16 protein-coding genes are annotated in these 14,729 nt (G+C 43.9%); 9 read left to right on the top strand and 7 right to left on the bottom strand.

What is annotated here, in order from left to right:
- Nucleotide 1 precedes the first annotated feature (1 nt).
- The 8 genes from NSQ76_RS18655 to NSQ76_RS18620 all read left to right on the top strand — a co-directional run bounded on the left by NSQ76_RS18655 (nucleotide 2) and on the right by NSQ76_RS18620 (nucleotide 6,788).
- On the top strand, nucleotides 2–1,126 hold the full coding sequence (locus NSQ76_RS18655) for an N-acetylneuraminate synthase family protein (protein WP_341055398.1): 1,125 nt from the start codon (nucleotides 2–4) through the stop codon (nucleotides 1,124–1,126).
- Entirely contained in the window at nucleotides 1,116–1,856 is a 741-nt protein-coding gene (locus NSQ76_RS18650; protein WP_341055396.1) for a glycosyltransferase family protein, read from the top strand. The genes NSQ76_RS18655 and NSQ76_RS18650 overlap by 11 nt, the downstream gene beginning before the upstream one ends.
- The gene (locus NSQ76_RS18645; protein WP_341055394.1) at nucleotides 1,853–2,881 is read left to right on the top strand and encodes a PseG/SpsG family protein; all 1,029 of its coding nucleotides are present in this window, start codon (nucleotides 1,853–1,855) and stop codon (nucleotides 2,879–2,881) included. Before NSQ76_RS18650 ends, NSQ76_RS18645 begins: the two co-directional genes overlap by 4 nt.
- Before the next feature lie 2 nt (nucleotides 2,882–2,883).
- Nucleotides 2,884–3,624, top strand: a complete 741-nt coding sequence (locus tag NSQ76_RS18640; protein ID WP_341055392.1) for a sugar phosphate nucleotidyltransferase — start codon at nucleotides 2,884–2,886, stop codon at nucleotides 3,622–3,624.
- A complete protein-coding gene (rfbB, locus tag NSQ76_RS18635) occupies nucleotides 3,621–4,586 on the top strand; it encodes a dTDP-glucose 4,6-dehydratase (RefSeq protein WP_252056926.1) in 966 nt (321 codons plus the stop codon). The genes NSQ76_RS18640 and rfbB overlap by 4 nt, the downstream gene beginning before the upstream one ends.
- A 3-nt stretch (nucleotides 4,587–4,589) precedes the next feature.
- A complete protein-coding gene (rfbD, locus tag NSQ76_RS18630) occupies nucleotides 4,590–5,444 on the top strand; it encodes a dTDP-4-dehydrorhamnose reductase (protein ID WP_341055386.1) in 855 nt (284 codons plus the stop codon).
- A complete protein-coding gene (locus tag NSQ76_RS18625; protein WP_024423802.1) occupies nucleotides 5,437–5,892 on the top strand; it encodes a dTDP-4-dehydrorhamnose 3,5-epimerase family protein in 456 nt (151 codons plus the stop codon). The genes rfbD and NSQ76_RS18625 overlap by 8 nt, the downstream gene beginning before the upstream one ends.
- A 104-nt stretch (nucleotides 5,893–5,996) precedes the next feature.
- Entirely contained in the window at nucleotides 5,997–6,788 is a 792-nt protein-coding gene (locus NSQ76_RS18620; RefSeq protein WP_341055383.1) for an SDR family oxidoreductase, read from the top strand.
- A gap of 15 nt (nucleotides 6,789–6,803) precedes the next feature.
- Here NSQ76_RS18620 and NSQ76_RS18615 read toward each other — a convergent pair whose 3' ends face one another.
- From NSQ76_RS18615 to NSQ76_RS18590, 6 genes are all read right to left on the bottom strand, one after another.
- Nucleotides 6,804–7,997 (bottom strand): aminotransferase class I/II-fold pyridoxal phosphate-dependent enzyme, encoded by a 1,194-nt coding sequence (locus NSQ76_RS18615; RefSeq protein ID WP_341055380.1) that lies wholly within the window; start codon nucleotides 7,995–7,997, stop codon nucleotides 6,804–6,806.
- Between the two features lie 17 nt (nucleotides 7,998–8,014).
- Entirely contained in the window at nucleotides 8,015–9,436 is a 1,422-nt protein-coding gene (locus tag NSQ76_RS18610) for an ATP-grasp domain-containing protein (protein ID WP_341055378.1), read from the bottom strand.
- A gap of 15 nt (nucleotides 9,437–9,451) precedes the next feature.
- Nucleotides 9,452–10,213 (bottom strand): glucose 1-dehydrogenase, encoded by a 762-nt coding sequence (locus tag NSQ76_RS18605; RefSeq protein ID WP_341055375.1) that lies wholly within the window; start codon nucleotides 10,211–10,213, stop codon nucleotides 9,452–9,454.
- Nucleotides 10,210–10,917, bottom strand: a complete 708-nt coding sequence (locus NSQ76_RS18600) for a cupin domain-containing protein (protein WP_341055373.1) — start codon at nucleotides 10,915–10,917, stop codon at nucleotides 10,210–10,212. Before NSQ76_RS18600 ends, NSQ76_RS18605 begins: the two co-directional genes overlap by 4 nt.
- Nucleotide 10,918: 1 nt before the next feature.
- The gene (locus tag NSQ76_RS18595; protein WP_024423797.1) at nucleotides 10,919–11,521 is read right to left on the bottom strand and encodes a bacilysin biosynthesis protein BacA; all 603 of its coding nucleotides are present in this window, start codon (nucleotides 11,519–11,521) and stop codon (nucleotides 10,919–10,921) included.
- A 149-nt stretch (nucleotides 11,522–11,670) separates the two neighbouring features.
- Complete coding sequence (locus tag NSQ76_RS18590) at nucleotides 11,671–12,903, bottom strand: MFS transporter (RefSeq protein WP_341055370.1); 1,233 nt, start codon at nucleotides 12,901–12,903, stop codon at nucleotides 11,671–11,673.
- Between the two features lie 145 nt (nucleotides 12,904–13,048).
- Between NSQ76_RS18590 and NSQ76_RS18585 the strand changes: the two genes are divergently transcribed.
- Entirely contained in the window at nucleotides 13,049–13,528 is a 480-nt protein-coding gene (locus tag NSQ76_RS18585; protein WP_025093842.1) for an Lrp/AsnC family transcriptional regulator, read from the top strand.
- 13 nt (nucleotides 13,529–13,541) lie between these two features.
- Here the strand turns inward: NSQ76_RS18585 and NSQ76_RS18580 are convergent, their stop codons facing one another.
- Nucleotides 13,542–14,702 (bottom strand): MFS transporter, encoded by a 1,161-nt coding sequence (locus NSQ76_RS18580; protein ID WP_149126170.1) that lies wholly within the window; start codon nucleotides 14,700–14,702, stop codon nucleotides 13,542–13,544.
- Between the last annotated feature and the right edge of the window lie 27 nt (nucleotides 14,703–14,729).

Below are 14,729 nucleotides of genomic sequence, written 5' to 3'. Positions count from 1 at the left end.
GATGGCGCATTTCTATATCGGAGATCGCAAAGTAGGGGATGGTGCGCCTGTCTTTATCATTGCAGAGGCAGGCATTAACCATGATGGAAAGCTGGATCAGGCGTTTGCTTTAATTGATGTGGCAAAAGAAGCAGGTGCCGATGCGGTGAAGTTTCAAATGTTTCAAGCTGATCGGATGTATCAAAAGGAACCGGGTTTGTACGAAACAGCCAAGGGAGAAGAGGTGTCTATTTTTTCTTTAGTGGAACAAATGGAGCTGCCGCCAGAATGGCTCCCAGTGTTATTGTCACGTTGCGCGGAAAAAGGGCTGATATTTTTAAGCACAGTGTGTGACGAAGAATCTGCGAATCTATTGAATCAAACCGATCCGCCGGCTTTCAAGCTGGCATCCTATGAAATCAATCATCTGCCTCTTATGCGTCACACGGCATCTTTTCAAAAGCCCATCATATTCTCAACAGCCGGGGCAACCATTTCGGATGTCCATGAAGCATACGAGGCGATTACAAGCGAGCAAAATCAGCAGGTCGCTATCATGCATTGCGTAGCAAAGTATCCAGCACCTAGAGCTTACACGAATCTGCGCGTGCTTCAAACTTTAGCTGCGGCATTTCCCGAGGCAGTCATTGGCTTTTCTGATCATAGTGAGCATCCAACTGAAGCGCCTGTAGCTGCTGTGAAGCTTGGGGCAGCAATCATTGAAAAGCATTTTACAGTCGATAAAACGTTACCTGGGGCTGATCATTCCTTTGCGCTTGATCCTGAAGAATTGAAGGAAATGGTTCAGCATATTCGAGCGGCAGAAAAGCAGTGGAATTTAAAAGAAGCTGACATTCATTCAGTGCCAGAAGAGCTCCTTGGCAGTTCTTATAAAACGACAACAGCCATTGAAGGCAAGATTCGTGAATTTGCGTATCGAGGTATTTTTACGACAAAAGGCATTGCAAAGGGCGAGACATTGACTGCGGAAAATCTAGCCGTGTTACGTCCAGGCCAAAAAAGCCAAGGTCTGCATCCGCGGTATATGGCAATTTTACTTGGCGCAAAGGCTGTCAGAGATATCCCAGCCCATACAGGGGTTTCGTGGAAAGATGTACTCGTTCAGGAGACGTCAAATGATCAATGATGTGCTCTTTGTCATACAGGCGAGAATGGGCTCAACAAGGCTGCCAAAAAAGGTGATGAAACCGATCGGCGGTATGGCGCTGATCGACCTGATTGTTGAACGGGTAAAGCAATCAGCTCATTACAATCACAAAACGCAGAACCTCATGATCGCCACAACAGTTGAGGCAGAAGATGATCTGCTGGCTCATTATTGTTTATCAAAGGGCTATAAAGTATTTCGTGGCAGTGAGACGGATGTACTGCAGCGATTTGCGCAGATTGTCCGTCATTTTGAACCGCAAACCATTGTGCGTTTAACGGGAGATAACCCATTTATAGATCCGTCCCTTTTGTCGAAAATGCTTGAAAAACATAGACAAGAGAAGGCTGATTACACGTATACGACTGGAACGCCACTCGGTATTTCCGGGGAAATGATCAACGCAGCAATTTTAAGTGAAATCGACAATTTTCCCCTTACGCAGCCAGAACGTGAGCATGTCACGCTCTATATCAGAAAGCATCCTGAGCAATTTCATCTGCAATTATTCACACCGCCCAAAGAACTTGCATATCCTGCTTATCGATTCACGATAGATACAGAAGAAGATTACGTGTTTGCCACCCGTTTATTAGAGAAAGCTGATGGCTCCATTGCTGTGCCTACGGCTGAACTCATCACTATTTGCGAACAAGATCCTGATATTGTTCGGTTGAATCAATTTGTGAAACAGAAGGATCCTGAATGAACAAGAAAATCATGATTGTTGTGTATGGTGGGTTTTTAAGAGGGATGGGGCATGTCGTCAGAATGAAACGACTGGCAATTCAACTGCTTCAAGAAGGAAACGACTTATATTTCTATACAAATGAACAGATCTGTGTAGAAATGCTCTCAGGTCCAGATTGGCACGTTCATTTGGTGCAAGAGTCGAAGGCATTCCTTCAGATGGAGCAGGACTTAAAAGAGTTGAATCCTGCTCTTCTGTTGATTGATGTGCTTGATTGTGACCTTCAATTTCTTCAATTGGTCAAAGCGTCCTCCGGCTCTGCAAGGCTGGTCTTATTCGAAGAAAAAAGAGCAGAAGCCTGTCAGCTTGCCGATGCTGTCGTGAACGGCATTTATGGTGGTCTGGACGAAAAGCACATGCAAGTAGATGGGACAGAATATTTTTATGGAACACCTTATTTATTGTTAGATCAAGAGATAAGCCGATTAAAAGACACATATGAGGTTCGAAAAGAATGCAAAAAGGTTGTTATCAGCCTTGGGGGCAGTGACCCGCGCAGATTGTTATCAAAGGCTGTATCAGCACTCCTCGAAGCTGACCACTTACACATTTTAGCGGTTACAGGAAAAGCCTCCCGTATCGAGGAACAAATAGAGGCTGAGCATATTCAATTCATTCGTCATACAGATCAATTACCTGAGCGTCTCTCGGAAGCTGATCTGGCAATAGTTGCTGGCGGGATGACATTATACGAGGCAGTTTGTATCGGAGTGCCAAGTATTGTCCTTTCACAAGTAGACCACCAAGCAGTGACAGCCTCTCGTTTTGCGCAAAAGGGAGCCTGCCACCATCTTGGATTAGGTGAACTTGTGGATGAAAAAGATATACGGTGCGCTGTGGAAAGACTGTCCAGCAGCTACTTTCTCCGCAGGAGCATCCATCTCAATGGACGGACACTCATTGATGGAAAAGGAACTGAACGAGTGAAAAACATTCTTATACACCTCATGAATCATCACCAAAAAGAACATAAGGATGTGTAGATGTGAAGGGAGTTATTTTAGCAGGAGGAAAGGGATCACGACTGGCGCCTTTAACGAAGATTTTCAATAAACATTTATTGCCGGTTGGTCCATATCCGATGATTTATTGGTCATTGTTCAAATTGAAGGAAGCAGGGATTTTAGATGTGATGGTCATATCACAAGAAGAACAAATCCCCCTGTTTCAGAAGCTGTTTGCAAGCGATCAGGAGCTTGGGATGAACATCGTATATCAGGTGCAGCCTGAAGCGTCTGGGATATCAGACGGTTTATCCTATGCAAAGCCCTTTGTAGAAAAGGAGAAGTTTGTGCTGATGCTTGGTGACAATGTATTTGAGGATTCGCTAAGCCCTTTTGTTGAAGCTTTTCAGCAGCAAGAAAGTGGAGCCAAGGTTCTGTTGAAAGAAGTGGCAGATCCAAAGCGGTTTGGCATTGCAGAAATTGATGCCACGCGTCAACAGATTTTATCAATAGAGGAAAAGCCGGAGCATCCGCGCTCATCCTACTGCGTCACGGGCATCTATTTTTATGATCAAGAAGTTTTTCAATATATTGAGAGAATCTCGCCGTCAGATCGAGGCGAATTAGAGATTACAGACGTGAACAATCTCTATATCTCAAATAGCCAGCTGACCTATGATATGTTAAAAGGGTGGTGGATTGATGCAGGAACACATGAATCTCTCCACCAAGCATCTGCGAAGATGTTTGAAACGATGAAGAAAAAAGAGGGATCCGAATGACGAAGTCTTATTTAATTACAGGCGGAGCGGGTTTTATCGGACTGAATTTTGTGAAGCTGATGCTTCAGGATGCAGATGTCCGTCTCACCGTTTTTGATAAATTAACGTATGCCAGTCATCCAGAGGAGATGGATGAATTATTAAAGTTGTCTCATTTTCGTTTTATTCAAGGGGATATTACCCTTCAGCATGAGCTGGATCAAGCCTTTGACGAAGTCTATGATGCGATCATTCACTTTGCGGCAGAATCGCATGTTGATCGAAGCATTGAATCGGCAGAGCCTTTTATTCAAACAAATGTCCTCGGAACGTATCGTATGCTTGAAGCGGTCTTAAAAGGAAAGGCGAAAAAACTCATTCATATTTCAACAGATGAAGTATATGGCGATTTGGAGCCAGATGATCCTGCTTTCACAGAAAAAACACCACTTTCACCGAATAATCCTTATTCAGCAAGCAAGGCGAGTTCAGACCTGCTTGTGAAATCCTATATCCACACTCACCAATTACCCGCGATGATTACACGATGCAGCAACAATTACGGACCGTATCAGCATGAGGAAAAATTAATACCGACCATTATTAGAAAAGCAGTCAATGGAGAGAAAATCCCGATTTATGGAGACGGCCAGCAAATTCGCGATTGGCTGTATGTAGAGGACCATGCGAGAGCTGTGAAGCAGGTACTCGAAAACGGCACAGCCGGGCAGGTATACAATATTGGCGGCGGCAACGAGAAAACAAATCTCGATTTGACCAAAACCATTCTATCGCAGCTCGGAGTCAGTCATGATCAAATTGCGTTTATTCAAGACCGAAAAGGACATGACAGACGGTATGCCATTAATGCCAGTAAGCTAAAAGGCGAGCTCGGCTGGACGCAGGAGACGTCATTTGAAAAAGGTATCGAAAAAACGATCAATTGGTATCGAACCAAATACGATCAGAGCGAAGAAGGGTGACGGATGAAAGTTTTAATCACCGGTGCAGGCGGCCAATTAGGAAAAGAATTGAGCAGACAGCTCAAGGATAAAGACATGACCGTCATTGCCTTAACGAGGAGCATGCTCAATATCGCAGACCAGCAGGCAGTCAGACATGCGATGAGACACTTTCAGCCTGATATTGTTGTCAGTGCAGCAGCCTATACATCTGTTGATCAATGTGAAACAGAGACGGAAAAGGCATATCTTGTGAATGGTATTGGCGCTTACTATACAGCACTGGAAGCAAAACGCGCAGGCGCTGATGTGTTACATGTCAGTACAGATTATGTGTTTGACGGGCAGGCGGACACCCCTTACCGAGTCGATGCACAAGCAGACCCTCAAACCATTTATGGAAAGAGTAAAAAGCTTGGTGAGGAATTGATTCAGCTTGTGTCAGATGAAGTGAAAATCATTCGTACCTCATGGCTTTACGGACATGAGGGGCATAACTTTGTGAATACCATTCTTCGGCTCGCTGAAACGAAGGATCATTTGCGCATTGTGAACGATCAAATAGGGTCTCCTACTTATACAAAGGATGTAGCAGAGGCCTTGATTCATTTGTTTGATCAGAAGGCAGGCGTGTATCATGTCAGTAATCGAGAAAGCTGTTCCTGGTTTGATTTTGCGTCAGAAATTGTGATGAAAAGCGGCCTGTCCACCACAATTGAGCCGATTTCCACGGAAGAGTATGGCTTCCAAACGCCTCGTCCAGCCTATTCTGTCTTAGATCTTCAAGCGATTGAAGCCACAGGCTGGCAGCCGAGGCATTGGAAGGATGCACTTCACGAATATTTGCAGAAAGAAGGGAGATGGCAACAGCATGATTGATGGTGTTCAAACAAAAAAACTCATGAAACATTGTGATGACCGCGGCTTTTTTGCAGAGCTCATTCGAGATGATGAGCCGATGCTGAAACGCTTTGGTCAGGCGTCATGGTCGAAAAGCTTTCCAGGCGTGATCAAAGCTTTTCATTATCATGAAAAACAAGACGACGTTTGGTTCTTCCCGGCAGGTCATGCACAGGTCGTGTTATACGATTTGCGTGAGGACTCTCCCACAAAGGGGCAAACCGATGTGTATTATATGGGGGAAGACAATCCGATGCTGCTTCTCATCCCAAAGGGTGTCGCGCATGGCTACCGTGTACTAGGTGAGACGCCGCTGCAAATTGTGTATTTCACAACAGAATCGTATGACCCGAAAAACCCAGATGAAAAGAGAATCGCCTGGAATGACGAAACGATCGGGTTTAATTGGGAAACGACATTTAAATAGAGAACGGGGGGCCTTTCGCAGGAGAAAGGTCTTTTTTTGTTGAAATACATTCTATATGTGTCATTTTATGTATATGTACTAAGCTGATAAGAAAAGGGATGTGGATGAGTTTGTCTAAAAGAATTGCATTTGTAACAGGAGCAAGTACAGGGATTGGAAAGGCCATCGCCATAAAGCTTGCCGCTCAAGACCATGTAAAGGTCATCATCAATTCTAGAAATCAATCCTCACTAGAAGATGCGCAGCAGCACATTGGGCGTATGGCGGAAACAAAGGAGCCAGTGGCTCTTTTCTGTGGCGACATGTCAGATGAAGGGGTGAGGGCGGAGGCTTTTACGGAAATAGAAAAAGAGTTTGGCAGACTGGATGTGTTGATTAATAACATTCCAGGGGGAAAGCCGGATACCTTTGATTCATGTGACAGCGAGCAGATGATGGCAGTATTTTCTCAAAAAGCCATTGCGTACATTGATACGATGAAGCGTGCGGCAGCGATGATGAAACGACATGAATATGGCCGGATCATTCAAATTGTCGGGAACCTATGGAAGGAACCCGGTGACCAAATGTTTACGAACAGTATGATGAATGCAGCGATTATCAATGCTAGTAAAAATGCTGCCACACAGCTTGCACCTTCAGGGATCACAGTGAATTGTTTAAACCCAGGATTTATTGCTACAGATCGGTATAATCAATTTATCGGAAACATGATGCGTAAACAGGCATTATCGCGGGAAGAAGCTGTACAGGCTGTAGCGTCAGGGATTCCAATGCAAAGAGTGGGCTCAGCAAGTGAAATGGCTTCATTGGCCGCTTTTATCGCATCAGAGGAAGCCTCCTATCTTACAGGGCAACAAATATCTGTCGATGGTGGAGCAATGAAAAGTATATAGCATCAAAAAAACCCGCTATATGCGGGTTTTTTGATTAAAGCGAATCGGAAGGATGCGAAGTCGGTCGATAAACAGGGCAAGCTGTTCAATTGGAGCAACCATTGAGATGCGGACATGACGGCTTCCATGTGCTCCAAACACACCCCCGGGCGTGACAACGACATCAGTAAGTTCGAGTAAATAGTCTGCAAATGCATGAGAATGTTCAAAATCATCAGGGATTGGAGCCCATAAATAAAAGGCGCCAGCTGGACGTTCGATGGACCATCCTAGCTGCTTTTCTGCCTGACGGATGAAGAAGTGAATTCGTTCAAGGTAGACCTCTTTTAATGATTGTATGTGACGGTCATCACTTTGCAAGGCGACAGTTGCGGCATGTTGAAATCCGCCATACATACTGACAAACACATGATCTTGGAAGGCGTTAATGGCTTGGATGATTTCCTCATTACCTACAGCAAAAGCGACTCTCCATCCTGCCATATTAAATGTTTTGGATAGAGAATATAATTCCACTCCTACGCTTATCCCAAGAGGAGCGTTCAGAAAGCTTACTGGTTTTTGATCATAATGAAATGAACCATAGGCAAAATCATGAATGACATGCAGTCCGTGAGCTGAGGCAAATTCAGCAGTCTCTTCAAAAAATGCATCATTTGCCACAGCACCTGTTGGGTTATTCGGATAATTTAAGAAAAGAACCTTTGCCTTTTTTAGTACCTCAGGCTCAATTGAAGAGAGATTCGGCAAATAGCCATTTTTCGATTCAAGTTTGATGCAGTAGGGCTTTGCGTCTGCCATCAAGATCCCAGAATGATATTCTGGGTATCCTGGATCGGGGACGAGAGCAACGTCCCCAGGGTCAAGCAGACACTGACTCATGACATAAAGACCTGTTTTTCCCCCATTGAAAAGGGCAACTTCTTTCTGTGGGTCTATCTCAGTGCCGAACTCCTTTTTGTAGAAATCTGCAATGGCTTGTTTGAAAAAGTCGAAGCCTCTAAAAGGTGCATATTGCTGAAATTGTAAAGTGCCTGCTGCCTCTTGAAGGGCGCTTACGATATGTGCAGGAGTAGGAAGATCAGGATTTCCCTGACCAAGGTTTATGATGTTCGCTCCGTTTTGTGCTTTTTGCGCAATTTTCTCAAATACGGTTCCAAATTTCTGTTCTGGCAACCGTTCAATTATGTTAGATGGTAAGATTTCCACCACGTTACCCTCTCTTTCTATCCCTTCACTAATTCATCCATTAACTGAATAGCAGCTTGTTTCTGTAAGTTGCGGATGGATGCGGCAACATCCTGTGAGGATGACCCTTTTAATTCAAGCGACACGATGCCGTTAAAGGCTTCAAATAAAGATAGATCCACAAAAGTGCCTTTGGAGGGGACGGATTCACTGACGATCACAGTATCTCCAACTAAAGCATCCTGCGGAATATGGATATGATCAATGGTGATATGTGTGGCCTCTGCCGGTATGTGCCCGCTTTCTTTGAAATGCTGAGGGTACAAATGGCAGTCTGCTATATAATGCGTATGTCCAGAAAGCAGCTCTTTTGGCAGCTCCGCTTTTTTTCCATCGACTAATACATCGATCAGCAGCTTGGCCATATCCACCCCAAACACTTTTTTGATATTCGGAATCATATTCCAGCCAGCAAATCTAGCTGCGGATTCGATCAGTCCTGTTTCTCGATTTTTCATGAGCTTGATTTCTGTATGGGTCGCACAGTTTTCAAGGCCTAGCCCTTCATTTGCCTTCTTTGCTGCCTCAATGATGATTTGCTGGGCTTCATTGTCAAGGATCGAGGGAGTAATATGAGCCGTTTCTGTAAAACCGATTTGAGGGGTCTTGTCATGAATGACAAAAGGGATATATTCTCCCTCCACGACTAACCCTTCTACACTGACATAATCAGAATAGCCATCCTCTTGATACCAATCCTCGTAAGCACCCTCTAAATACGTTTCAGCGACAAATGGTGCTTCATATGTCACAGCGTTTGGGACAGGAATCGTTTGCAAGTAGGATTTTACGTTTAAAAAAAGATCATCACTGCCGGCTCTGTCATGAAAAAGGGTCACGCCAATGGAGCTTGCTAAATATGTAGGCTTTAAAATAAGCGGTGTCCCGATATGTTCAATGGCTTGCTGGAAATCAGCTAAAGTCGTGACAGGCTGAGTTTTCACCGCTTTGACACCAGCAGCGTTGAATGCAGCCCTCATTTGACTTTTATCACGTGCCATTTCAGCTGCTTTTACCCCAGCGCCGCGCAGCTCCAGACGCTCAGCTGCTTTTGCCATTGGTGCAATGAATAATTCATTATTGGTGGTGATGGCATCAGCTTTGAAAAAGGAAGCCACACGGACTAGGTCATCTACCACTTCTTCCTCTGATTTCAGATAATCATCATGTGCCCAGTAAATAGAATCAGGGTGTTCAAAAGAAGGGTGTGTCTCAAAATAATCACGATCTTTGATGACGGCAATGGAGTATTTTTCGATTAGTTCAGCGTGACCCTTTGTAATGGCGAAGGGTCTCGGGATATAAGAAACGATATGATAAGATGCCGCCACGCTTTCATAAAACATATGGGGCGGGCATCCTCCTAAGTCAGCAATGACAAGTACGGTTTTTTTACTCAATGAAAGCACTCCTTTTTATCTAGCGGTGTATCCGCCATCTGCTGTGACAACACTTCCAGTCATATAGCTGGATAGATCAGAGGCGAGAAACAGCATCACGCCCGCAATTTCTTCGGGTTTTCCGAGACGAAGCAAGGGATTCACCTTTGCTTTTGCCTTTTTGACAACCTCAAGACTTTCTGAATGATTGTCTAAAAAGGATTTTTCATTTAATGGCGTATCAATGATGCCTGGGGCGATACAATTCACCCTGATTTGATGAGCGGCATAGTCGATCGCCATCGATTTGGTGAGCTGGATGACACCGCCCTTTGTTGCGTTGTATGCAGGAATGTCAGGCCATCCAACGAGACCTCCGACAGATCCAGTATTAATAATACTTCCGCTTTTCTTTTCAAGCATATGGGGCAATGTATGCTTACTCATAAGAAATACACCAGTCAGGTTGACCTGTAGAATGTGGTTCCAATCCTCCAGAGTCATCTCGTGAATAGGTGAGACAATTTCGATGCCTGCATTGTTAATCAAAACATCAATTGTCCCGAATTGGCTCAGCACGGATTGAACGGTTTTTTGACAGTCAGACTCATTCGTAATATCTGTTTTGAAAAACGCAGCATGTTCATGAGGCAATGATTCAACGAGTTGTTTACCGCTATCTTCATTGATATCAGCTACTGCTACTTTTGCTCCGTGCTCAAGGAAAAGCTTGACGGCGGCAAGCCCAATCCCAGACGCACCTCCTGTAATCAGGACGACTTTTCCGGCAATGTTCATTTCTTCACCTTAGACGCTTTTGGCTTTAAGCGGTTATAGCGTGGAGGGAAGAAGAGATTAATAGATTTTGATGCTTCTGGCTTTGGATTAATGGCGCCGTGATCTTCTTTTGGATCACAGAAGTAGGTCGTGCCAAATTCCATTTTTTCTGTAAAGCCTTCAATCGTCATATCGTACCCACCGCTAATGCAAATCCCGATTTGTTCATTACGGTGCTTATGGAAAGGCATTTCCCCGCCATTTCCCGGAATGTTGGCAATCATAAGCTCCATCCAGTCCTCCACAAAAAAAGTCACTTCCATGCCAGGAAGTAAATCACGCGTTTTGAAAATGTCTAAGAAATAAGTAGGAGGAGCCGTATATTCTTCGCCATCTTTTAATCTCTTAATATCAATGGCGATCACTTCTTCATCTGTCAGATTAGATGCGCCGTGAGGAACGAATGGTGGTGCAATATAAGCTGATTCTAATGGGGTCAGCAATTGGGTCGATCGGCCGACCGTCATTTGAAGCTCGCCTTTTAATACGATGCCGATTTGTGCTTCTGGATGCTCGTGAGGTTCGATGATCGTGTGAGGAGGGACGTGTGAAATTAACACTTCCGTATCACCTCTGACAGTAGAATATTGGATGACACCATTATCCCATTCTCGTTTTTTCGCTTGAGGAAAATATAATTCTTGCACCTTTTGTTCAGTTGTCATGTTACATCTCTCCTTTTCCGAATATAGACCAGCTCATAGGAATGCTTTTAAATGTTCGAATGAAGGTGAGCCCGTATGTAGCTCTTGCCACCTCATTGGTTAAAGCGAAATCAAATTCTCCGTCTCTTACCTTTTGTGCGGCTGTACTTGTAGAATTGACAAGCTCAAATTCAGCATTTTGATGAATAAAATATTGAATCAAATTCACAGGTGCAGGATGAGAAACAATTTTTAAATGGTGAAGCATTTGTTCTTGAAAGGGGAAATCTGGTCTGACAGCCAAACCATACATGGGCGTGTCACATCTGAATATTTGTAAAAGCTGCAGGTCAGGTCTCATGTAGAAGTGTTTGATTCCTTCGTATGCGTGTGGAACGAGAGTGTATTGGAGTGCGTTAGAGAGAGTATGTTCAATGCAAGTTTCGAATGTGTCGTAAAGGGATAGTTTCGTATGGGTGCCGAGTGTAGTGGTGGAATGAGAGATGAAATGTTTTGCTGCATATTCACTGCTTGTCCCCTTAGGGCCTAATGTATTGACTGTAAACATCTTAGGTGAAACGATGGGCTCTTCTTTGAAATGAAAAACATCATTCTTTAAGATCATGTTTACCATCCAATCTTTTTCAAATTTTTACTAGATTATAAAAAATAAAATTGTAAATTGTCAACAAAATTTATAAAAAATGTATTTTATGATGATATTAAAAATTGATCTAAAAAACTGCACATATCAAGATGTGCAGTGAAATGAGCTCACGTTTCAAATGTATTTTTATGTTTCTGCTGTAAAGATTTTTCACGTTTATAGCTGACCAAGCTGATGAGAAAACCAACAAGCGTAATGAGTGCACATACAAGCCCTACCGTATGATAGCCGAAATGGACATAAACAGGTCCCATCAGAGCGGACCCAAGCATAACGGCAAGATTGGAAGCAAGGCTGTAAAAAGCCATCACTTTGCCTCGGTGGGTTTGAGAGCAGTCGCTCAGGACGGTGCTCAAAAGCGTGACGGATAAACTTTGCATGGCACCCCAAATAAATAAAGCGAAAATGAGCAATGTCCATGAGAACGGTGCATAAGGAAGTAAGGCAAGAACGAGCGTAATGCCGCCCAGCACAAAGAAAAGTGAGCGTGTTTTGCCAAACCAATCAGCTAATTTCCCGGTAAATATACTCATGGAAAAACCAACGCCATAAGCCATGATCAGAAGTCCAGCTGTTGATTGACCTCCGGAAAACAGACTTTGCAGGTAAGCCCCTAAAAATGAGTACATGCCATAAAATCCAAGCATGTTACAAAATGTCACGGTCAAATAGGCAGGGACTCGGTCGATTTTTAAAGCCCCCCATATAGAGCCTGATTTCTCCCTCGCTTGAGATGTCTTTGGATCAGCTGCTTCGACTTGTTTACGAGATTCAAGGACGACGAGCAGCAGGACAACGAGACTCATCATGGCAAAAATCCAAAATGTCCAGCGCCAGTTCAAACTTTGACCAATAAAGGCGCCAATTGGCACACCAAGGACAAGAGAAAGAGACCAGCTCGATACAATGAGTCCCATCACTTTGCCGCGATATTCATATGGAACCCGGTCGCCCACAAGAGCATAGGCTGTTGGCACAAATACACCAGTCGCCAGCCCAGAAATAGCACGGCCTGCAAAAAACACGGCCAAATTTGGGGCAGCAGCACACATCACTGTTCCAATCAAAAAGAAAGACAGCCCAATAATCAAACACAGCTCTCTTGAATACCGGTCCCCTAAAGGAACGAGCAGCGGAGCTCCAACCAGCACAGCTAACCCATATATACTGATGGAAAGAGCGAGAACATCAAGAGAGTGCTGAAAGGAGTTTGATAAATCAGGCAGCAGTGGTGAAATCACCAGCTCTTCCGATCCCGCCGCAAAAACGCCAAGTGTGAGTGCAATGGCAAGTGTGATGGGAAATGTTTTAGAAGCCTGGCTGTCTAAAGATTCTTTCATCAAGTGATCCCTCCATACTTGCTTTTTCATTCAATTCCGTTAAAATAAATTCTACCATTATTTAGTTTTATTTTACATTTCGCATCATAAGTATTATCATAAAATACTTTTCAAATGGAACGATTTTTGGATAGGAGAGGTACGAATGAAAATCACCGATGTAGATGTGCATATTTTAAATGAATTGAGAGAAGATGCCCGCTTATCCATGAGGGAATTGTCCAAACGAGTGAATTTATCAGCACCTGCGGTAGCAGAAAGAGTGCGTAAATTAGAGGATGCAGGGATTATCGAAGGGTATTCTGTTCAGGTCAATTATAAAAAATTAGGGCTTCTGATTGACTGCCTGCTGGAAGTTACGGTGTTAAATGGGGAGTATCAGCGTTTTGTGACTTTTATGAATGAGCATCCACGCGCCTTTTTTGCTTATCGAGTGGCAGGGCAGTCTTGCTTTTTCATTAAGCTGTCAGTTTCTTCTCTTGAAGAAATTGAAGCCTTTATTCAAGAAGTGTCTGGATTTACAAAAACCGTCTCCCATATTGTCTTGTCAGAGCACTCTTTTTCCCATCCAATTCAGGAACGTTTGAAACAAATAGAAGAGCCAGAAATGACCGTGGTGAAATAAAAAAGGACCTGACTCAGGTCCTTTTTGTTTGTCTATCTGACTGATAGCTCATAATTGTAATGATAAGACCAATAAATGTCACAGCTGCAGCAAATAACGGAACAAGCTGTAAATGTGTGATTTCGATAGCAAGACCGCCAAGCGCTGCACCGCCGGCATTTCCAATATTAAAGGCAGAATGGCTGAGCGTCGATGCGAGTGTCGGTGCTTCATGTGCCATGTTCATCGTGCGGTATTGCAAGGTAGGAACAAGAATAAATGAAATGATTCCCCAAACAAAAATGGTCAGCACGGCAGGCACTTTGAATTCGGAAGTGACTGTAAACAATAACAGGACAGCAATGAGCAGGATCAGTGTCACCATAATACTTGGCATCAGCCTCCAGTCAGCAAGCTTTCCGCCAACTAAATTTCCGATAGTGACCCCAAGTCCAAATAGGACAAGGATGAGCGTCACCCCATTTTCCTGAAAGCCAGTGACTTGCAGCAAGATTGGGCTGATATACGTAAAGGCTGTAAATACACCAGCAAAACCAAAGATGGTCATTGCAAAGGAAACGAGTACTTGTGGTTTTTTCAAAACGGATACTTCATTTCGAATATCGAGTACTTCTTCTTTCGACTGATTTGGGACTAAGCTGATGATACCAATTAAGGAAATGAGCCCAATGACGGCAATGACTAGAAAAGACATACGCCAGCCGAATTGATTTCCGATAAAGGTACCGAACGGCACACCGAGTACATTGGCAACTGTCAGTCCTGTAAACATGAAGCTGATCGCGCTTGCGCTTTTCTCTTTAGGCACAAGCCGTGCAGCCATAATGGCTCCGACGCCAAAGAAGGTTCCATGAGCAAATGACGTTAAAATACGGGCGGCCATTAATAGACCATAAGAGGTCGAGACAGCGGCAGCAGCATTTCCCGCCACGAAAAGAATCATTAACAGAATGAGGAGACGTTTCCTCGACATTTTCCCAGTTGATAACGTTAAAATAGGTCCGCCAACTGCGACACCAAGTGCGTATCCAGTAATCAGTTGCCCCGAAGCAGAAATTGATACATGAAGGTCATTTGCGACATTTGGCAAAAGTCCCATGATAACAAATTCAGTCATGCCAATCGAAAACGCACCGAGCGTTAACGCAAAAATAGCGATGGGGAAGTTTTTCATGATGTGATCACCTTTCTAAACAAATAC

The organism is Bacillus sp. FSL M8-0256, assembly GCF_038005765.1.
In the GTDB taxonomy this organism is placed as follows: domain Bacteria; phylum Bacillota; class Bacilli; order Bacillales; family Bacillaceae; genus Bacillus; species Bacillus safensis.
This window is presented reverse-complemented; position numbering and strand designations above follow the sequence as displayed.